This window comes from Stenotrophomonas sp. FR024 (assembly GCF_047500745.2).
Lineage (GTDB): Bacteria > Pseudomonadota > Gammaproteobacteria > Xanthomonadales > Xanthomonadaceae > Stenotrophomonas > Stenotrophomonas maltophilia_A.
In genome coordinates this window covers 279,252-298,483 of the sequence record NZ_JAXAXM020000001.1, presented here as the reverse complement: position 1 = coordinate 298,483, position 19,232 = coordinate 279,252, and the positions used below count along the sequence as shown (strand labels likewise).

General features: G+C 67.7%; 23 protein-coding genes. 9 read left to right on the top strand and 14 right to left on the bottom strand.

The features are described 5' to 3' along the window. Positions 1–57: 57 nt before the first annotated feature. The 3 genes from lptC to ACMZ91_RS01310 form a co-directional block, all read right to left on the bottom strand. A complete protein-coding gene (gene lptC / locus ACMZ91_RS01320) occupies positions 58–633 on the bottom strand; it encodes an LPS export ABC transporter periplasmic protein LptC (protein WP_049462883.1) in 576 nt (191 codons plus the stop codon). Next, positions 630–1,178, bottom strand: a complete 549-nt coding sequence (locus ACMZ91_RS01315; protein ID WP_049398160.1) for a KdsC family phosphatase — start codon at positions 1,176–1,178, stop codon at positions 630–632. The genes lptC and ACMZ91_RS01315 overlap by 4 nt, the downstream gene beginning before the upstream one ends. Before the next feature lie 66 nt (positions 1,179–1,244). Next, on the bottom strand, positions 1,245–2,246 hold the full coding sequence (locus tag ACMZ91_RS01310; RefSeq protein ID WP_100437453.1) for a KpsF/GutQ family sugar-phosphate isomerase: 1,002 nt from the start codon (positions 2,244–2,246) through the stop codon (positions 1,245–1,247). Between the two features lie 54 nt (positions 2,247–2,300). On the opposite strand from ACMZ91_RS01310, the gene ACMZ91_RS01305 reads away from it, so the two are divergent. The 3 genes from ACMZ91_RS01305 to ACMZ91_RS01295 are packed head-to-tail and all read left to right on the top strand — an operon-like array spanning position 2,301 to position 4,150. Then, complete coding sequence (locus ACMZ91_RS01305; protein ID WP_005408396.1) at positions 2,301–2,531, top strand: BolA family protein; 231 nt, start codon at positions 2,301–2,303, stop codon at positions 2,529–2,531. 21 nt (positions 2,532–2,552) lie between these two features. Further along, positions 2,553–3,824: a UDP-N-acetylglucosamine 1-carboxyvinyltransferase gene (murA, locus tag ACMZ91_RS01300; protein ID WP_071228066.1), complete on the top strand. Its 1,272-nt coding sequence runs from the start codon at positions 2,553–2,555 to the stop codon at positions 3,822–3,824. Next, entirely contained in the window at positions 3,821–4,150 is a 330-nt protein-coding gene (locus tag ACMZ91_RS01295; RefSeq protein ID WP_032130368.1) for a hypothetical protein, read from the top strand. Before murA ends, ACMZ91_RS01295 begins: the two co-directional genes overlap by 4 nt. A gap of 122 nt (positions 4,151–4,272) precedes the next feature. On the opposite strand, the gene ACMZ91_RS01290 is transcribed toward ACMZ91_RS01295, so the two are convergent. The 7 genes from ACMZ91_RS01290 to purM all read right to left on the bottom strand — a co-directional run bounded on the left by ACMZ91_RS01290 (position 4,273) and on the right by purM (position 9,199). Continuing rightward, positions 4,273–4,956, bottom strand: coding sequence for a DUF3108 domain-containing protein (locus ACMZ91_RS01290; RefSeq protein WP_010483632.1), 684 nt, complete (start codon positions 4,954–4,956; stop codon positions 4,273–4,275). A gap of 2 nt (positions 4,957–4,958) precedes the next feature. Beyond that, positions 4,959–5,783, bottom strand: a complete 825-nt coding sequence (locus ACMZ91_RS01285) for a DUF3108 domain-containing protein (protein WP_049398164.1) — start codon at positions 5,781–5,783, stop codon at positions 4,959–4,961. Positions 5,784–5,850: 67 nt separating this feature from the next. Beyond that, positions 5,851–6,510: a phosphoribosylglycinamide formyltransferase gene (gene purN / locus ACMZ91_RS01280; protein WP_049398165.1), complete on the bottom strand. Its 660-nt coding sequence runs from the start codon at positions 6,508–6,510 to the stop codon at positions 5,851–5,853. Beyond that, entirely contained in the window at positions 6,507–7,169 is a 663-nt protein-coding gene (locus tag ACMZ91_RS01275) for a DUF2238 domain-containing protein (protein ID WP_049398166.1), read from the bottom strand. The genes purN and ACMZ91_RS01275 overlap by 4 nt, the downstream gene beginning before the upstream one ends. A gap of 41 nt (positions 7,170–7,210) precedes the next feature. Further along, entirely contained in the window at positions 7,211–7,633 is a 423-nt protein-coding gene (locus tag ACMZ91_RS01270; protein WP_032130364.1) for a hypothetical protein, read from the bottom strand. After that, positions 7,630–8,118: a hypothetical protein gene (locus ACMZ91_RS01265; protein ID WP_071228068.1), complete on the bottom strand. Its 489-nt coding sequence runs from the start codon at positions 8,116–8,118 to the stop codon at positions 7,630–7,632. Before ACMZ91_RS01265 ends, ACMZ91_RS01270 begins: the two co-directional genes overlap by 4 nt. A 22-nt stretch (positions 8,119–8,140) precedes the next feature. Then, on the bottom strand, positions 8,141–9,199 hold the full coding sequence (gene purM / locus ACMZ91_RS01260) for a phosphoribosylformylglycinamidine cyclo-ligase (protein ID WP_125894165.1): 1,059 nt from the start codon (positions 9,197–9,199) through the stop codon (positions 8,141–8,143). Between the two features lie 99 nt (positions 9,200–9,298). On the opposite strand from purM, the gene ACMZ91_RS01255 reads away from it, so the two are divergent. The 3 genes from ACMZ91_RS01255 to hda are packed head-to-tail and all read left to right on the top strand — an operon-like array spanning position 9,299 to position 12,311. Then, positions 9,299–10,438 (top strand): DUF2066 domain-containing protein, encoded by a 1,140-nt coding sequence (locus ACMZ91_RS01255; RefSeq protein ID WP_132809433.1) that lies wholly within the window; start codon positions 9,299–9,301, stop codon positions 10,436–10,438. Further along, complete coding sequence (locus ACMZ91_RS01250) at positions 10,435–11,604, top strand: AI-2E family transporter (protein ID WP_032130360.1); 1,170 nt, start codon at positions 10,435–10,437, stop codon at positions 11,602–11,604. Before ACMZ91_RS01255 ends, ACMZ91_RS01250 begins: the two co-directional genes overlap by 4 nt. Then, positions 11,604–12,311, top strand: coding sequence for a DnaA regulatory inactivator Hda (gene hda / locus ACMZ91_RS01245; protein WP_049421529.1), 708 nt, complete (start codon positions 11,604–11,606; stop codon positions 12,309–12,311). Before ACMZ91_RS01250 ends, hda begins: the two co-directional genes overlap by 1 nt. A 568-nt stretch (positions 12,312–12,879) precedes the next feature. Here the strand turns inward: hda and murU are convergent. The 4 genes from murU to ACMZ91_RS01225 form a co-directional block, all read right to left on the bottom strand. Next, positions 12,880–13,590, bottom strand: a complete 711-nt coding sequence (gene murU, locus ACMZ91_RS01240; protein ID WP_414576621.1) for an N-acetylmuramate alpha-1-phosphate uridylyltransferase MurU — start codon at positions 13,588–13,590, stop codon at positions 12,880–12,882. Continuing rightward, the gene (locus ACMZ91_RS01235) at positions 13,587–14,612 is read right to left on the bottom strand and encodes an aminoglycoside phosphotransferase family protein (RefSeq protein ID WP_414576623.1); all 1,026 of its coding nucleotides are present in this window, start codon (positions 14,610–14,612) and stop codon (positions 13,587–13,589) included. The genes murU and ACMZ91_RS01235 overlap by 4 nt, the downstream gene beginning before the upstream one ends. Positions 14,613–14,676: 64 nt before the next feature. Beyond that, positions 14,677–14,946 carry a GlsB/YeaQ/YmgE family stress response membrane protein gene (locus ACMZ91_RS01230; protein ID WP_049398791.1) on the bottom strand — a complete coding sequence of 90 codons (270 nt, stop codon included), beginning with the start codon at positions 14,944–14,946 and terminating at the stop codon, positions 14,677–14,679. A gap of 70 nt (positions 14,947–15,016) precedes the next feature. Next, positions 15,017–16,510: a M20 family metallopeptidase gene (locus tag ACMZ91_RS01225; RefSeq protein WP_010483606.1), complete on the bottom strand. Its 1,494-nt coding sequence runs from the start codon at positions 16,508–16,510 to the stop codon at positions 15,017–15,019. 199 nt (positions 16,511–16,709) lie between these two features. Between ACMZ91_RS01225 and ACMZ91_RS01220 the strand changes: the two genes are divergently transcribed. The 3 genes from ACMZ91_RS01220 (at position 16,710) to ACMZ91_RS01210 (ending at position 19,217) form a co-directional block, all read left to right on the top strand. Beyond that, positions 16,710–17,036, top strand: a complete 327-nt coding sequence (locus ACMZ91_RS01220) for a ComEA family DNA-binding protein (RefSeq protein ID WP_012510302.1) — start codon at positions 16,710–16,712, stop codon at positions 17,034–17,036. Positions 17,037–17,388: 352 nt separating this feature from the next. Beyond that, the gene (locus tag ACMZ91_RS01215) at positions 17,389–18,474 is read left to right on the top strand and encodes a L,D-transpeptidase (RefSeq protein ID WP_132809439.1); all 1,086 of its coding nucleotides are present in this window, start codon (positions 17,389–17,391) and stop codon (positions 18,472–18,474) included. 17 nt (positions 18,475–18,491) lie between these two features. After that, positions 18,492–19,217, top strand: coding sequence for a murein L,D-transpeptidase catalytic domain family protein (locus tag ACMZ91_RS01210; RefSeq protein ID WP_004147404.1), 726 nt, complete (start codon positions 18,492–18,494; stop codon positions 19,215–19,217). Positions 19,218–19,232 lie beyond the last annotated feature (15 nt).

Sequence of the window (19,232 nt, the reverse complement as noted above, 5' to 3'; positions counted from 1 at the left end):
GCGGGTGGGGCTGCCGGCCTTGCGCCTGTCCGGAGACGTCGCAGGCTGGCGGCGGAATCAGCGTTTGGGCGTGTAGCGGCCCTTGGACTGGCTGAGGAAATGATACGTGTTGTTCTTCGAATCCACTTCGAAGCCGACGCCGGACTGTTCCATGCCCGGGCGGGTCATGGTCACCAGGGCGTCGGTACGGGCGCGGTTCTCCTTCGGGAACACGTCCAGGTGGTCGGTGCGGAAGGTGGTCGGCACCGTGCCCGGGCCGACCGGGCTGTCGCCGGCGACATTGCCGCGCAGCTTCATCTCGTCGCCCTTGGCGCTGAGCCAGCCGGTTTCGGCACGCAGGGTCCAGTGCCTGCCATCCTTGTCCGGCATCTCGAACAACGGCGTGGCGATGTTGATGGTCTGGTCACCGCGCTGGCGTTCCAGCAACGGTGCGCGCAGCGTGGTCGATTCCTTGCCGTGCTCATCCAGGGCGACGATCTGGAAGTCGTGCAGGATGTAATCCACGCCCACTTCCTGGCCGCCACTGGCTGGTCCCTTGTCGCGGTTGCGCAGCGCCGCCCAGCTGCTCAGCAGGGCCGCCAGCAGCAGGCCGATGCCGAGCAGGGTGCGCCAGTTCACGGTCGGCAGGTTCATGCGCCGAACCTCGCCAGTACGGCGTCCACATGCCCCTGCGCGGCCAGCAGGATGTCGCACAGCTCGCGCGCGGCGCCACGCCCGCCATCGGCACGGGTCTGCCAGTGCACGCGCTCGGCGATCCACGGATGGGCGTTGGCCGGCGCCACGGCCAGGCCGACCGCGCCCAGCGGCGCCAGGTCGGGCAGGTCATCGCCCATGAAGGCCACCTGTTCCAGGCCGATGCCATGCTGCGCGCACAGCGCCTGCACGCTGGCCAGCTTGTCGCCCACGGCGATCTGGGTGTCGATGCCGAGGTCGGCGCCGCGCTTGAGCGCGGACTGGCTGTTGCGCGCGGTGATCAGCACGGGGTGGATGCCGTGCTGCTGCAGCAGTTTCAGGCCCAGGCCATCCTGCACGAAGTACGCCTTGCTCTCGTTGCCGTCCTTGTCGTAGTACAGCCGACCGTCGGTGAGGGTGCCGTCCACGTCGAAGCAGGCCAGGCGGATACGGGCCGCGGCGGCATGCAGGTGGGCAGGGAAGGCGGGCAAGGGGGACCAGGGCATCAGGGCGGCAGGCTCGGTGGGTTCGGGTGGGGCAGTACAGACTGAATGGGGTCTACGGACTGTCGGTTAAACCACCCGGGCCCGCAACAGGTCATGAATGTTCAGGGCGCCGACCGCACGGCCCTGGCCATCGACCACGATCAGGCCGGTGATCTTGTGGGTCTCCATCAGCCGGGCCGCCTCCACCGCCAGCTGGTCGGCGCCGATGGTGCGTGGGTTGCGGGTCATCACATCGGCGATCTTCGCGGTGCGCACGTCCAGCGCGCTGTCCAACGCGCGGCGCAGGTCGCCGTCGGTGAACAGGCCGATCAGCACGCCGCCGGCATCGACCACGGCGGTCATGCCCAGCCGTTTGCGGCTCATCTCCATCAGCGCTTCACTGAGACTGGCGTCGGCGCCCACGCTGGGCAGGTCGTCGCCGGTGTGCATCACGTCGGTGATGTGCAGCAGCAGGCGGCGGCCGAGGCTGCCGGCCGGGTGTGAACGGGCGAAATCGTCGGCGGTGAAGCCGCGCGCATCGAGCAGGGCCACCGCCAGCGCGTCGCCCATCGCCAGCGAGGCGGTGGTGCTGGAGGTCGGCGCCAGCGCCAGCGGACAGGCCTCGGCCGGCACGCTCACGTCCAGGTGTATGTCGGCGGCGGTGGCCAGGCTGGACTGTGGGCGCCCGGTCATGGAAATCAGCACGTTGCCCTGGCGCTTGAGCACCGGCAGCAGCATCAGCACCTCGTCTGACTCGCCCGAATAGGACAGGGCCAGCACCACGTCGTCCTCGGTGATCATGCCCAGGTCGCCGTGGCCGGCTTCACCCGGGTGCACGTAGAACGCCGGCGTACCGGTGGACGCCAGGGTGGCGGCGATCTTGCGGGCGATGTGCCCGGACTTGCCCATGCCGGTGGCGACCACCCGGCCGCGGCTGCCCAGGATCGCCTGGCAGGCCTGCTGGAACGCCTCGCCAAGGCGGTCGGCCACGGCGTCCAGCGCCTGCCGCTCGATCTCGAAGACGCGGCGGCCGCTGGCGACCAGGCCGGCAGGGTCGACGGAACGGGGGGGCAACAGGGATTCGGCCATGCGGACGCCACGCAGCGGAAGTAGAATGGAGGCACATTTTATTAGGAAAGCCCGTTGGACGCCGACACCATCCGCAATCTGATCGAAACCGGCCTGCCCGGCGCCCGCGCCGACGTGCAGGGCGACGATGGCGTGCATTTCGAAGCGACCGTGGTCTGCGAGGCCTTCGCCGGCAAGATGCCGCTGGCCCGCCACCGCATGGTGTATGCCACGCTGGGCGACCTGATGGGCGGCGCGATCCACGCGCTGGCGCTGAAAACCGTGACCCCGGCCGAAGCCGGCTGAACCGCAGAAGATCCCGAATACATGGCCAAGATCGTTGTGACCGGCGGCGCTGCGCTGCACGGTGAAGTGAGCATCTCCGGCGCCAAGAACGCCGTCCTCCCCATTCTCTGCGCGACCCTGCTGGCCGATGCGCCGGTGGAGATCACCAACGTGCCGCACCTGCACGACGTGGTCACCACGGTGAAGCTGCTGGGCGAGCTGGGCGCCAAGGTCACCATCGACCAGGGCACGCTGTCGCGCGGCAGTGCGATCGTGGTCGACCCGCGTTCGGTCAACCAGCACGTGGCACCGTACGAGCTGGTCAAGACCATGCGCGCCTCGATCCTGGTGCTGGGCCCGCTGCTGGCCCGCTTCGGCGCGGCCGAAGTATCGCTGCCGGGCGGCTGCGCGATCGGTTCGCGTCCGGTCGACCAGCACATCAAGGGCCTGCAGGCGCTGGGTGCCGAGATCGTGGTCGAGAACGGCTTCATCAAGGCCACCGCCAAGCGGCTGAAGGGGGGGCACTTCACCTTCGACATGGTCAGCGTCACCGGCACCGAGAATGTGCTGATGGGCGCGGTGCTGGCCGAAGGCACCACCATCCTCGACAACTGCGCGATGGAACCGGAAGTGACCGATCTGGCGCACTGCCTGATCGCGCTGGGCGCGAAGATCGAAGGCCTGGGCACTGCCCGCCTGGTGATCGAAGGCGTCGAGCGCCTGTCCGGCGGCCGCCATGAAGTGCTGCCCGACCGCATCGAGACCGGCACCTTCCTGGTGGCCGCAGCGATGACCGGTGGCAAGGTCACGGTCAACCGTGCGCGCCCGAACACCATGGACGCGGTGCTGTCCAAGCTGGTCGAAGCCGGTGCGAAGATCGAGACCACCGAAGACACCATCACCCTGGACATGCAGGGCAAGCGGCCGAAGGCGGTCAACCTGACCACCGCGCCGTACCCGGCATTCCCGACCGACATGCAGGCGCAGTTCATGGCGCTCAACTGCGTGGCCGACGGCGTGGGCGTGATCAACGAAACGATCTTCGAGAACCGTTTCATGCACGTCAACGAACTGCTGCGCCTGGGCGCGGACATCCAGGTCGAAGGGCATACCGCCATCGTGCGTGGCAACGAGCACCTGAGCGGCGCGCCGGTGATGGCCACCGACCTGCGCGCCTCGGCATCGCTGATCCTGGCCGGCCTGATGGCCAGCGGCGATACCACCATCGACCGCATCTACCACCTTGATCGTGGCTACGAGAACATCGAAGAGAAGCTGTCTTCGCTCGGTGCCACCATCCGGCGCGTGCCATGATCCTGCGCGGCAAGTTCAGCCCGCGTCGCAAGGCGCTGCTGGCCCTGGTGCTGATCGTGCTGGCGTGGCTGGGCTATGCCTGGTACGCCAACATCGCCATCACCCAGGGCATCGAGCAGAAGGACATGGACTGGAACGGCGATGGCACGGTCTCGCGTGATGAAATCATCGAGTCGTTCTATGCGGTCGCAGTGAACGACAGCCAGGACGGCAACCGTCATTGCCGCACCTTCGTCTGGCGCAGCACCGGTGAGCAGATCCGCGTGGACTGCCGGACCGAGTTCAAGCCGGCCGAGGAACAGAAACCGGCTGAAGCGAAGAAATAAAAAAACGCCCGCGAAAGCGGGCGTTTTCTTTTCGGTAGTGCCGGCCGCTGGCCGGCAACCCCATCAACCTCGTGGAGCATCGCGAGAATGCCGGGCAGTGGCCGGCACTACCGGTTCGCGCGTCAGTTCATCGCCTTGATGGTCAGGTCCAGCGCATCGCGGCCGCTCTCACGCTGCAGCATGCGCGCCGGCACCGGGAATTCCGGCACGATCCAGGCGATCAGCTCCTTGTTGCCGTCGGCGCGCGAGACCTTGGTGGCCTCGTAGCTCTTGCCGCCCACGGTGATCGATTCCTTGCCGATCACACGGTACGTCATGTTCTTGATGCGGCCTTCGTCGACCATGCGATAGGTCAGCGGCTTGCCCGCCGCCAGGTCACGGGCGATCGCCAGGTTGATCAGCAGCGCGTCCATGTCACCGGCTTTCAGCGCAATCGGGCCAGCGCGATCCGGCTTGATGTCACCGGTCCAGGTGGCCTGGTTGCTGGTCCAGTTGTAGTTGGCCTGCACGTTGCGCTTCTTCACCAGCAGCGCCGAACGGTCCTGGCTGCTGAGCGGGCGCAGCTGGCCACGCACTTCCTCGAACACCGTGCTCTGGCTGAGGTCGGCCAGCTGGTTCTTAACCTGCAGGCTGTAGCGCCACTTGTTGCTGCCTTCGCTGGCCAGGGTCATGGTGCCGTTGGCCTGCATGCCCATGTAGCTGGCCAGGTAATCGGCCTTGAACGGTTCCAGCGCCATGGCCGGCAGGCTGGCCACGGTCAGGGCAGCGGCTGCGATCCAGGTGAGGGGGCGGGTCAGGGTATTCATGCTCAGACTCCTTGGTATTCGATCAGGCGCAGATCGACGCGGTCTTCGCCGTCTTCGCGTTGCAGGATGCGCACCGGGGTGGGGACACCGTTGGCGATCCAGAGAATGGTTTCGTTTCTGCCACCGTTGGTCCGGTAGACCCGCAGTGCGTTGTAGGACAGGTCGCCGACCTCGACGTTCTCGGTCTGCGGCGCGGCCTGGTAGTCGTGTTCGCGGACCTTGCCCATGTCCACGTAGCGGTAATGCATGGAGGCGCCTGGACGCGCATCGCGCATGATCGCCAGGTTGATCAGCAGCGCGCTCTGGTCGCCTGCCTGCAGCGGGATCGGTTGCGCGCGTTCCTTCTTGACGTCACCGGTCCATTGCGCGGTGCCGGCCTGCCAGTTGTAGGTGCCGACCGCCTTCTTGCCCAGGAACAGGCCCTTGCGCACCGTGCTCTGGCTGAGCGGCGCATACACGCCGCTGCGCTCCTCGAACACTGTGCTCTGTTCGATGTTCAGGCCCAGCACGCTGGCAAAGCCGCGGCGGCCGACCACCTGCATGTCCACCCGCCACTGGCTGCCGCCGGTGTGGGTGACCTGCATGCTGGCATCGCCCGCTTCCTTGCCCTTGTAGAAGGCCTGGTAGGTGGCGCTGAACGGTTGCAGCGGCGGTGGCTCCCAGGCCAGTGCCGGTGGCATCGGTACGGCCGGCGCATCGGCTGGCGGCTGCGCTGCGGGCACCGGTGCCGGCGGGGGGGCGGGCGCCTGTGCCTGGCCCCAGCCCACGCCGGGGAACACGGCAAGCGACAACAGCAATGGAGTGGACAGCAGGGTCGTGGTCTTCATGGAGGACAGGGACCGCAGGAGGGGGCAGGATGCCAGCCCCGCAGTCAGCGGGGCGTGTGCATGGGGACTACCGGTTCAGGTTCCCGGCGGAATCTAGGGCCAACGGGCTAAACAGGGGGTGACCGTCCAGTTGCGGCTGGCCCTCCCGTTCAGCCAGGCGGCCGGCGCACAACAGCTGCAGGGTGGCGATCAGCAGCGGATGCTCCACCGCCAGCACGCGCGCGGCCAGGCTGTCGGCGTCATCGCCGGGCAGCACCGGCACCCGCACCTGCGCCAGCACGGCGCCCGCATCCAGCTCGGGCACGACCAGATGCACGCTGGCACCGTGCTCGGCGTCGCCCGCCTGCAGCGCCCGTGCGTGGGTGTCCAGGCCCTTGTGCAGCGGCAGCAGCGATGGATGGATGTTGACCAGCCGGCCATTGAAGCGCTGTACGAAGGCCGCGCCGAGGATGCGCATGTAGCCGGCGCAGACGATCCAGTCCGGTTGTACTGCGGCCAGCGCATCGCCGAGCGCCTGCTCGTAGCTGGCGCGGTCGCTGAAGGACTTCGGTGCATGCGCCCAGCGCAGGTTCGGTGCGACGCGCTGCAGGGCCTCTGCGGCGGGGCGGTCGGAAAACACGCCGACCACCTCGGCGGGCAGTCGGCCGTCGGCAATGGCATCGAGGATGGCCTGCAGGTTGCTGCCGCGGCCGGAGGCGAGCACGGCAATGCGGGTGGTCGCGGTCACTGCTGGGCGCTCCGGCGGATCAGCGGCCAGATCAGCAGGCTGCCGAGGGTGGCCATCAGCATGTCGGCGTGCGCGTCCCACATGTCGCCCTGCTGCCCGTTGTAGGCCTCGGCAGCATCCGGTGACAGCGCCAGCGCGATGGCCCACTCGAACCATTCGTAGACCAGGCTGGCACACATCACCGTCATCACCGCCAGGGTGAAGGCCTGGCCCAGGCGCAGCGCCGGCCACGCATGACGGGCAAGCTGCAGCAGCGCAGGAGTGAAGCAGACGCCGAACAGGAAGTGGATGAGGCGATCGAAATGGTTGCGCTGCCAACCGAAGGCCGCATTCGGCGACCAGCCGCTCAGCGTCTGCGCCCAGGCGTCGTAGGGCACGTTGGAATACAGCCAGCGCGCGGCCACGCAGTGCAGGGCGATGAAGCCGCAGATCGCGATGAAGGCACCATTGCCCAGCCAGCCACCGCGACGGTCGACCCACAGCAGCGCGGCCAGCCCGATCACGGTCAGGGTGCTGTGCAGGGCCTGTTCGGTAGGCCACAGCGGGTGGACCCAGCTGATTGCGAACACCGCCAGCACGGCGGCAAAGGCCAGCTTCTTGGGGCCCGAGAAACGGTGGGTGGTGGGCGAAGCGGACGTGGGGAGGGCAGGCGCGGACATGGGAAATCGATCAGGAAAGGACGGGGCGTCTGCCGGCAGGTTCAGACACTGAGGTGGTCGCCGCGGTCGAACAGCGCGGCCATGTCAGGTTTGGACAGGAACACCCAGGCATAGGCGGCCAAGGCCATGCCCAGCGGGCCGGCCAGTACGCCCAGCCACGCCGCGCGCCGGCACCAGGCCAGCCCGGTGCGATGTGACAGCTGGCGCGCGGTATACAACTGCACGAACCCCAGCACGGCCGCCAGCACGGCGATGGACGCATAGACCGTGGTCAGCATCCAGGCATCGTCCAGTCCGCGCGAGTGGGCCACCCATCCGCTGAGGCCAAGGAACGCCACTGTGGCGAACCAATGGAAGCCGGCCAACGCGTAGAACAGCACTTTCAGCGTCTGCAGATGGCTGGTCAGCTGCAGCTGCGCCAGGGTCTGATGCGGCAGCGGCGGCGGATTGCCGGAGGCGGTCATGCGGGCGTGGCGGGAAGGTCGAAGGCGGCCTTCACCTGCGGGCGCAGCAGGGTGATCAGGCTGAACACCCCCAGCACCGTGCCGATGGGGGTGAACAGGCAGGCCAGGCCGGCCGCGATCAGGCACAGCAGGTAGCGGCGTCTCTGGGCCAGGCAGCGGCCGGCATAGGCGACGAACGCGCCCAGGCTGACGCCACCGAATACGGCGACGCAACCGATGAGGGTGAACATCCAGCCGAACAGGCGCTGTTCGGCCGGCGACGACGGCTGGCCGCCGGAATTCATCGGCAGGTTGCCGGTGAGCGCGGTGATGCCCAGCACGATGTGGATGATGAAGATCAGCGAGAACAGCACGATCAGGCCGCCGACCACGTAGTGCGCGATGGCCAGCATGCGCAGGTGGTCGGCATCCTGCGCGTTGAACACCGGTACCGTCGCCAGCGGCGGCGGCACGGGGGCGGGCGACAAGGGGGGCGTTGCGTCCATGCGGGCTCCTGGGTTGTCGGGATCAGGCGATGTGGACGCGCTCGGCGCCTTCGGCGGTGACCACCTGGCCGATGGTCCAGTGCTCCAGGCCCTGCGCCTTGACCGCATCGGATACCGCGGCCACCTGGTCCGGCGCCACGATCAGCACGAAGCCGATACCGCAGTTGAAGGTGCGCCACATCTCGCTGTCGGCGACCGCGCCTTCCTTCTGCAGCCACTGGAACACCGGCGGCAGGGTCCAGGCCGAGGCCTGGATGTCCAGGCCGAGGCCGTCGGGCACCACGCGGATGATGTTCTCGGTCAGGCCGCCACCGGTGATGTGGGCCATGCCGTGGATGGCCGCGCCGTGCGACTTCAGCAGCGACAGGATCGGCTTCACGTACAGGCGGGTCGGCGCCATCAGCGCATCGACCAGCTTCACGCCGCCTTCCAGCTCCAGCTCGGCCGGGCGGCCGGCGCGGTCGTAGATGCGGCGCACCAGCGAGTAGCCGTTGGAATGCGGGCCGGACGAAGCGATGCCGATCAGCACGTCGCCGGCAGCCACGCTGGCGCCGTCCTTCAGCTCGCTCTTCTCGACCGCAGCGACCGTGAAGCCGGCCAGGTCGTACTCGCCCGGGGCATACATGTCGGGCATTTCAGCGGTTTCGCCGCCGATCAGCGCGCAGCCGGCCTCGGTGCAGCCGTTGGCGATGCCGCCCACGACCGCTGCGGCGGTGTCGATGTCCAGCTTGCCGGTGGCGAAGTAGTCCAGGAAGAACAGCGGCTCGGCGCCCTGCACCAGCACGTCGTTCACGCACATGGCGACCAGGTCGATGCCGATCGTATCGTGGCGGTTCAGCTGGTGGGCCAGCTTCAGCTTGGTGCCCACGCCGTCGGTGCCCGACACCAGCACCGGCTCGCGGTACTTGTTGGACAGGTCGAACAGGGCGCCGAAGCCGCCCAGGCCGCCCATCACTTCCGGGCGGAAGCTGCGCTTGACCAGGGGCTTGATCCGCTCGACCAGTTCGTTGCCGGCGTCGATGTCGACACCCGCGTCACGGTAGGTGAGGGGGGAGGGGGCGGAAGACGGGGTGTTGGTCACGGGCGTCGGCGCTGGCAGGGGTTGAACGGGCGATTTTAACAGGCCGCATTGGCGCAAAGGCCGTATTCGGGCAACAATTCCCCCGGATACGTCGAGCCAATGGATGTCCTGATGCGCCGCAGCCTGATTCTGACCCTGCTCCTTGCGCTGAGCCTGCCGGTGGCCACGATGGCCCAGAGCGGCCTGCGCACCGAGGGTGATGTTGCCACCGCCACTGGCGCGTACGAGGCCGAAGTGCCCGTCAACAGCCAGGCCGAAGCCGACCGCAACGGTGCGCTGGCCCGCGCCTTGAGCGTTGTACTGGGCAAGTTGTCCGGCGATCGCAGCGTGATGTCGCGCCCTGGCGTGGCGCAGGCGCTGCGCAATGCCAAGGATTACGTGGCCAGCTACGACTACAAGCAGGACCAGAGCGTGAGCGCCAGTGGCGCCCCCAGCTTCCGCACCCTGCTGGTGGCCCGCTTCCGCGAGGACGATGTCGATTCGCTGGTGTCGGCGCTGGGCCTGCCGCTGTGGCCGCAGCCCCGACCGAAGCCGGTGCTGTGGCTGGCCGTCGATGACGGCAGCGGCCCGCGCCTGGTCAGCGTGCAGCAGGCCAACGCCGCCCGCCCGTTGCTGAACCGCGCCATCGAGCGCGGCTACAAGCTGGGCCTGCCCAGCGGTGGTGCCGCCGAACAGGCGCTGGCCGGTGCCATCTGGCGCCAGGACAGTGCCGCCGTGGCCCGTGCCTCTTCGCGCTACTCTCCGCCGATGCAGCTGATCGGCAAGCTGTACCGCGCCAATGGCGGCTGGCAGGCGGACTGGGTGTTCGTCGACAACGGCCGTGAGCTGAACAAGTGGACCAGCAAGGACGCCAACGCCATGCGCGCGATGGCCGCCGGTGCCGATGGTGCCGCCGATGCGCTGGTCAAGCGCTATGCCAAGGCCGGCGCGGCCGTCGGCCAGGCCGGCACCTATCGGGTGGTGGTCACCGGCATCAACAGTGCCGACGACTACCTGCGCCTGGCTGCCGGCCTGCGTGAGGTGCCGGTGGTGCGCAACGTCACCCCGCTGCACGCTTCGGCCGGCCAGCTGGAGCTGAGCCTGGAGATGACCACCGGCCTGGCCGGCTTCAACCGCATGCTGGGCGACAACGGCGTGCTGGTGCCGAGCGCACCGCTGCCGGCCCTGCCGACGCCGATCGACGACGCCACCGGTGCCCCGGTCGCTGCGCCGGTCAGCAACGAGTACCGCCTGCGATGAACCTGACCCCGGAAGCGGAAATCGCGCAGTTTCTGCGCCGCCTGAAGTACATCCTGTTCGCCGGCCTGATCGGCTGGGTGGTGTGGTTGCTGGCGCCGATCCTGACCCCGTTCGTGCTGGCGCTGGCGCTGGCCTGGCTGGGCGATCCGCTGGTGGACCGCATCGAGGCCACCGGCCGTTCGCGCATGACCGGCGTGGTGCTGGTGTTCGCGGCGATGGTGCTGGTGATCGTGGCGCTGCTGCTGGTGCTGGTGCCGATGATCGAGCGCCAGATCACCACCCTGATTGCGGTCGCGCCGCAGGCACAGGCGTGGCTGATGGAAAAGGGCATTCCCTGGTTCGAGCAGAAGACCGGCCTGGAAGTGATGCAGTGGCTGGACCCGGACCGCCTGATCGAATGGGTGCGCAGCCACTGGCAGCAGGCCGGCGGCTTCGCCACCACGTTCATGGGCTATGTCTCGCGTTCGGGCTTTGCGATGGTGACCTGGGTGGTCAACATCCTGCTTCTGCCGATCCTGGCGTTCTACTTCCTGCGTGACTGGGACAAGCTGGTCGAGCGCGTGGCGTCGGTGATTCCGCGCAACCAGATCGGCACCATCAGCGCATTGGCGCGTGAGTCCAACGAGGTGCTGGGCGCCTTCATCCGCGGTCAGTTCCTGGTGATGCTGGCGCTGGGCGTGATCTATGCCGGCGGCCTGTCGCTGGTCGGCCTCAAGCTGGGTCTGCTGATCGGCCTGATTGCCGGCCTGATCAGCTTCATTCCCTATCTGGGCGCGACCACCGGCATCCTGATGGCGGTGGTCGCCGCACTGGTGCAGGCACAGGGCTTCGACCTGAAGCTGCTGATCCTGGTCGGCGTGGTGTTCACCGTGGGCCAGCTGCTGGAAAGCTACGTGCTGACCCCGCGGATTGTCGGCGACAAGATCGGCCTGCACCCGGTGGCAGTGATCTTCGCGGTGATGGCCGGCGGCCAGCTGTTCGGCTTCCTCGGCATGCTGCTGGCGCTGCCGGTGGCAGCGGTGACCAACGTGCTGCTGCGCTACGCGCACCAGCGTTATCGCCAGAGCGAGCTGTACGTGGGTGAGAAGCCGGCGATCGTGCTTGATGGCGTGGTCGATGCCCCCCATATCATCATTCCGAACGACAAGGGCCCCGACCTGAAGTGATGGGTGTGCCGCAACTGCCGCTGGCCCTGCATTACCCGCGGGACCAGCGCCTGGAGACCTTCATCGGCGCGCCGGACGGCGCGCTGGCGCAGCTGCGCGCGATCGCGGTGGGTGCCAGCCACGATTGGGTCTATCTGGAAGGTGCGGCGGGCACGGGCAAGACCCACCAGGCACTGGCGATGTGCTCCAGCGCCGAGCAGGCCGGGCGACTGCCGACCTACGTACCGCTGGCCAGCGCCGCCGGCCGCGTACGCGCGGCGCTGGATGGGCTGGAGGCGCGCGAGCTGGTGGCGCTGGACGGCCTGGACCAGGTGGCCGGCAACCGCGAGGACGAGATCGCGCTGTTCGATTTCCACAACCGCGCGCGCGCTGCGGGCGTGACCGTGCTGTACACGGCGCAGAAGGCGCCGGAAGAACTGGGCCTGGTACTGCCGGACCTGCGTTCGCGGCTGGGCCAGTGCGTGCGTGTGCTGCTGCAGCCGCTGGATGAGGAAGGGCGGGCAGCGGTGCTGCGTGAGCGCGCGCTGCGGCGTGGGCTGGCGATCGACGAGGCCTCGATCGAGTGGCTGCTGTCGCATACCGGGCGCGAGCTGGGTGGATTGATCACGCTGCTGGACTGGCTGGACCGCGAGTCGCTGGCGGCGAAGCGGCGGATCACCGTGCCGTTCCTGCGCCAGGTGCTGGAAGAAGGCCGGCCGCGTTACTGAGGGTGGGGTTTGCTTTGCAGGGCTGCGCCCTGCACCCGCCGTAGTGCCGGCCGCTGGCCGGCAACAGCAAGAGCTGAAGCAACAGCAGAAGCTGGCTTCCTGAGGGGAGGCGGGGTGGCTCAGGTTGCGGGGGACGGCGCAAGTACGTCCCTGTAGCCTCGATCGCGCCATCCATGGCGCTCACGCCCCCGCAACCTGAGCCACCCCGCCTTCGACAGGTTCCCGCGATCTGCCGGGACTGCATCCTGCACTGCTGTTGGTGGGTGTCGACCTCGGTCGACACGTGCCTTGCTTGTGGTGGGTGACGACCGTTGGTCGTCACCGGAGCGAGCGTAGCGACGCGACCCGCTTTTGCTTTTCTTTTTTCTTTTCCGTGGCTGGACGCGCACGGAAACTGTCAGAGGCCGGGCGGGATGGGTACGCGGGGGTGTCTGCGGCATGGATGCCGCGGACAAGCCTCCATGGATGGATTCACGGCGTCCCCCGCGTACCCATCCCGCCCGGCCAAGCACGGCTTTGCAGTCGAGCAAGCTCGACTCTACTGATTAGGCATCCAGCCACGAGGGGCTCAGCCGTTCGCCGCCAACTCAGCATCCAGCGCGCGCAGGCGATCCACGGTCCCGACATCGGTCCAGCGCCCGCGATGGTGCTGCCCCGTCATCAACCCCTGTGCCATGAAGTGCTTCTGCAGCGGCACCACCGAGAACTTCGGTGGGAGCCGCTCGCTGCCCGGTGCATCACCGATCACCGTGTGCCAGTCGGCCACGATGGAAGGGCGATACACGCCGATGCCGGCATAGGTCAGGCACGGTCCTTCGCGGTCGTGGTGCAGCAACCCCTGCGCATCGAGGCGGTAGTCACCGTTCGGGTGCTGAACCGGATTGTCGACCAGCACCAGATGCGCCTGGCCCTGCGGCTCGCGCGGCAGCGTGGTGAAATCGAAATCGGTCCAGATGTCGCCGTTCACCACCAGGAACGGGGCGTCGCCCAGCACCGGTAGTGCATTGAGGATGCCGCCGCCGGTTTCCAGCGGGGTCTGCCCTTCGTACATGAAATGCAGGCGCAGGCCCCATTGGCTGCCATCGCCCAGCGTCGCTGGAAACTGTTCGGCCAGCCATGCGGTGTTGACCACCACCTCGCGCACGCCGAGTGCGGCCAGGCGTTCCAGGTGCCAGACGATCAGCGGTTTGCCGGCCACGTTCAGCAGCGGCTTGGGCGTGTGCAGTGTCAGCGGGCGCATGCGCTCGCCGAGGCCGGCAGCAAAGATCAGTGCCTTCATCGGGCCACGCGCATCGGTGCGGCCAGGTCGGCCAGCACCGGCTTGATGCGGTGTTCCAGCAGCTGCTGCAGCGGTGCCAGCTCGCGGTAGCGCGGCAGCACTTCATCCAGATAGGTGATGAAGCGCGGCGCGTCGTCGAGGTAATGGCCCTTGTTGTCGCGATAGCGCAGGCGGCAGAACAGGCCGAGGATCTTCACGTGGCGCTGGATGCCCATCCAGTCGGCATCGCGCAGGAAGGTGGCGCGGTCGGGCACCGGCAGGCCGGCGTTGCGGGCGCGCTCGTGATACTGCGCCAGCCACTCGTCCACACGCTGCAGCGGCCAGCTCAGGAACGCGTCCTTGAACAGGCTCATCGCATCGTAGGCGATCGGGCCGCGCACCAGGTCCTGGAAATCCAGCACTGCCGGACCATTCTCGACCGGCATCAGATTGCGCGGCATGTAGTCGCGATGGGTCATCAGCTGGGCCTGGCCCAGCGCGTTGTCCATCAAGCGGCGGTGCACCAGCTGCAGCCCTTCAATCTCGCCGCAGTCCAGTTCCAGGTTCAGGTGGCGCTGCAGGAACCATTCGTCGAACAGGCCGGCATCGCGCTGCAGCAGTGCTTCGCCGAACTGGCCGAAGTCGGCCGGCACCGGGATCGCCTGCAGGCGCAGCAGCTGTTCGATCGAACGGCCGAACCATTCATCGGCGTTGCGCTCGTCGAGGATCTTCGCCAGGGTCGGGCCGCCGAGATCTTCCAGCAGCAGGAAGCCGGCATCCAGATCCTGTGCCAGCAGCGCGGGCACACGCAGGCCGTTGTCATCCAGCAGGCCGCGCATGCGCAGCCACGGGCGCGGATCTTCCAGCCCCGGCGGGGCATCCATCACGATGTGGCTGCCGCGCGTGCTGGTGGTGCGCCAGTAGCTGCGCATGCCGGCATCGACCGAGGCGCGTTCGACCACCGCACTGGAATCATCGAGCTGGGTACGGGCCCACTGCAGGCGCTGCGCGCTGCGCTGGGGATCGGAGGCGGGTTCGGTCATGCAGGCATATCCGGGCGCGCCGGGCGCGCCTACGTCGGGAACAGGAAGGGAAGAGGGTGCGGGATCAGCGGCGACCGCTGAACAGACGCAGGACGGCCAGCACGGCCACTGCGCCCAGCACAGCACCGAGGAAGCCGGCCGGCTCACCGGGGGCGTACCAGCCCATGTACTGACCGAACCACCCGGCCAGCAGCGCGCCGATGATGCCCAGCACGATGGTCAGCAGGCAGCCCATGCGGTTGTTGCCGGGCATGAAGAATCGCCCGAGCAGGCCGACGAAGAAGCCGACCAGGATGATGTAGAGCCAGCTGCTGCTGCCGAACAGACCATTCATGCGCGCGATTTCCACCAAGGGTGGACGCAGCCTAGCAAGGCCAGGCTGCGTCCGTCACGGTGTGCCGGATTCAGCAGCAGCCGTGGTCGCCGTGGCGGGTGCCACTGTCGGCAGCCACCGGCGAACCGCTGGTCTCGCCGCGCAGGCTGGCGGCGTAGTGCTCGCTGATCACCTTGGACACGCAGGCGGTGACCTTCTTGCCCATCGGAATGTGCAGGAACTCGTTCGGGCCGTGTGCATTGGAGTGCGGACCGAGCACGCCGGTGATCATGAACTGGGCGCCCGGGAACTTCTCACCCAGCATGCCCATGAACGGAATCGAGCCACCTTCGCCCATGTACATCGCCGGCTTGCCGAAGAAGGCCTGGCTGGCGTCGTCGATGGCCTGGGTCAGCCACGGCGCCATGGCCGGGGCGTTCCAGCCGGTGGAGGCCTTTTCGAGATCCAGAGTGACCTGCGCACCGTTCGGCGGGTCGCGCAGCAGCGCTTCCTTCAGCAGCTCACCGCAGGTCTTGCCATCGGCGGTCGGCGGCAGGCGCAGCGACAGCTTCACCGAGGTCTGCGGGCGCAGCACGTTGCCGGCCGATTCCAGCGCCGGCATGCCACCGACGCCGGTGACCGACAGTGCCGGGCGCCAGGTGCGGTTGAGCACCAGCTCGGTCAGGTCCTCGTTCATCGGACGCAGACCGTCGACCATCGGGAACTTCTCGAAGATCTCGGTATCGACCACTTCGGCGGCGCGCTTGGCCTGTTCCTGGCGCTCGGCCGGGATCTCAACGTTCATGCCGTCGATCAGGATGCGGCCGGTGTCCTGGTCCTCGATGCGCGACAGCAGCTGGCGCAGCAGGCGGAAGCTGGACGGCACCACGCCGGAGGCATCGCCGGAGTGCACGCCTTCGTTGAGCACCTTCACGGTGAAGTTGCCGCCGGTCAGGCCGCGCAGCGAGGTGGTGCACCACAGCTGGTCGTAGTTGGCGCAGCCCGAATCCAGGCAGACCACCAGCGACGGCTTGCCGATGCGGTCGGCGAGGTGGTCGACGTAGGCCGGCAGGTCATAGCTGCCCGACTCTTCACAGGCTTCGATCAGCACCACGCAGCGGGCGTGCGGCAGGCCCTGGGCCTGTAGTGCCAGCACCGCGGCCAGCGAGCCGAAGATGGCGTAGCCGTCGTCCGCACCGCCGCGGCCATACAGCTTGTCGCCGCGCAGGACCGGGGTCCACGGGCCGAGGTCGTCGTCCCAGCCGGTCATTTCCGGCTGCTTGTCGAGGTGGCCGTAGAGCAGGATGGTGTCGTCGCCGGTTTCGGCGCCGGTAGCCGGAATTTCCAGGAAGATCAGCGGGGTACGGCCTTCCAGGCGCACCACTTCAACCTTCAGGCCGGGCAGCTGCTGGGCCTTGGCCCAGTTCTCCATCAGGGTGACCGCCTGTTCCATGTAGCCGTTCTGCACCCAATTGGCGTCGAACATCGGCGACTTGTTGGGAATGCGGATGTAGTCGACCAACTGCGGGACGATTTCGCTGTCCCACTTGTCATTGACGAATTGGCCGAGCTTGGCGCTGTCCATCTGAAACTCCGGTTGCATGGGCTGATCCGGCCATTCTACGCCTGTGCCGCGGGTAGGGTTTTTCCTACATCACGTCGGGTATTTGGCTGGCTTTTAGAAATCCAGGAAACCGATAGGCTGTGTGCATGTGGTGACGGACACTGTTCCTACCGACGGGATTGCCGGTCGGGACGGCCAGAATCACAAGGAGATACACGTCGTGCCTTGGAGTGTCGTGTTGAGGGCACTGGTGCTGGTCGTGTGGATCGCTGGGGCGCATGCCGCCGAACCGATCGACATCAACCGCGCCGATGCCCAGGCGCTGCAGCAGGGATTGACGATGGTCGGAGCCGCCAAGGCCGAGGCGATCGTCGAGCACCGGCGCAGACACGGCCCGTTTCATCGCGTCGAGGACCTGACGCAGGTGAAGGGGATAGGGAAAGCAATCGTCGAACGGAATCGACAGCGGATCACCGTAGGCAACAGGTTGTTGCCGGCGGATCCGGTACCCGGATCGGTACCGGTGCGAACCGTACCCAGGCGCTGACAGCAGGAATCGTCGGAACCGGCAGGAGGCTGGTTCACCGGACACGGACAGGAAGGCCGTGACCACCGACCGCCGCAGGACGCGGCACCAATCACCAGGATGGTGGCATCACAGACCTGTGGAAGGGGCTGAGATACAAACAGGACAGACGCGGCCGCGTGCAGGATGCAACGCTACCCCCACAGCGCAGGATGCGAGGGGGCGGCAGCAGGCCGACAAGGACGTAACGATTGCCCGGTACGACACATGGCTGTGTCGCCGGGCAGTTTCATTTCCGGCACCTGGTTTTGCCGCGGCCACCACGGGTCGATGGTGTACGGTGGCCGCACCGCATGGAAAGGACCCTCGCTGGATGCTTCTGCACCGCCCCACCACCCTGATGCTCGCCCTTGCACTGGCTCTGCCGCTGCTGGGCCATGCCGCTGCGCCAACGCCGGCCGCCAAGCCTGCCGCTGCCGCAGCCAGCACCGCCGAAGTGCGCGGACCGACCGACCTCAAGCCGGGCGAATACCTGTGGCATCCGGAAATTTCACCGACCGGCCCGATCGTGCTGGTGGTCAGCCTCGATGAGCAGCGCGCGTACGTGTACCGCAACGGCATTGCCATCGGCCTGACCACGATCAGCTCGGGCAAGGCTGGGCATGAGACGCCGACCGGCGTGTTCACCATCCTGCAGAAGGACAAGGACCACAAGTCCAACCTCTACAACAGCGCGCCGATGCCCTACATGCAGCGGCTGACCTGGGACGGCATCGCCCTGCATGGCGGCAGCCTGCCCGGTCATCCGGCCTCGCATGGCTGCGTGCGCCTGCCGCAGGCCTTCGCGCAGAAGCTGTTCAGTGAAACCCAGCGTGGCGACACCGTGGTCGTGGCCGATGCCAAGAGTTCGCCGATGACGCTGGCCTATCCGTCGGTGTTGGCGCCGGTCAACGCGCGCGGCCAGGCCCTTCCTGAAACCGGGGATGGGGCCCCGGCGCAGGCCTGGTGGGATGACGCCGCAGCGCCGGCCGGGCAGGTCGGCATCCTGGTCAGCCTGCACGACCAGCGCCTGTACGTGCTGCGCGATGGCGTGATGATCGGCGAGTCGCCGCTGAAGGCCGACGCCCTGCCGGCGTTCCAGGGCACCACCCTGTTCGTGATGGGGCAGGGCTACAGCGATACGCCCAGCCCGCTGGACGCGAACCAGCGCCTGCACCAGTGGACGGCCTATCCGCTGCTGGGCCAGGACCGTGCCCAGGCCACCCCGGACCTGCTGGCCACGCCCTCGCTGCCGATGGCGTTGCCGGCCGATTTCGCCCGCCAGCTGTACCAGGTGCTGGTACCGGGCACGACCCTGCTGGTGACCTCGCTGCCGGCGGTCCGCCCAAGCCCGGCTGAATCCGGAATGCAGCCGGTCTTGGAATCCGAGCCGCCAGGGTCCACCCTCAAGAGCAACTGAGTTCCTTCGTTGTGCCCATGACTGCATCCCGCCTGTGCCGGCTGGCCGCGTTCGGCCTGCTGGCGACCTCGGCCAGCGCTCCGGCGCTGGCACAGACGCCCGCCCTTGCCACCAGTGCCGATGATCTGGCTGCCTTGCTGTCGCGCAGTGCGCCCAAGGCCGACCGCCACGTATTGCAGCTGGCGGCGCACGCCATGCGCTGCGCGCTGCAGCGGCCCGAGCTGGGCATCAATGGTGATCGCCTGAGCGTGATCGACTATTCGCGGCCGTCCACCGAGCCGCGCCTGTGGGTGTTCGACCTGGCCCACCAGCGCCTGCTGTTCGAGGAATGGGTGGCGCATGGCCGCAACAGCGGTGAGAACCGCACCGAGCACTTCTCCAACCGCGATGGCAGCTTCATGTCCAGCCTCGGCGCGTTCACCGCGCAGGAGACCTACATGGGCGGCAACGGCTATTCGCTGCGCCTGGCCGGGCTGGAACCGGGCTTCAACGACCGCGCGCGCGAACGCGCCATCGTCATCCACGGCGCGCCCTATGTGAATCCGGCGACCGCGCAGCTGCAGGGACGGCTCGGCCGCAGCCTGGGCTGCCCTGCGGTACGCCTGTCGGTGGCCAAGCCGCTGATCGACGCATTGCGTGGCGGCACGATGGTGTTCGCCTACTACCCCGACCAGGACTGGCTGAAGCACTCGCAGCTGCTGGGCGGTGAGTGTGGTGGCCAGGGCACGCTCGCCACGCGGTGATGCATGACGGCGCGC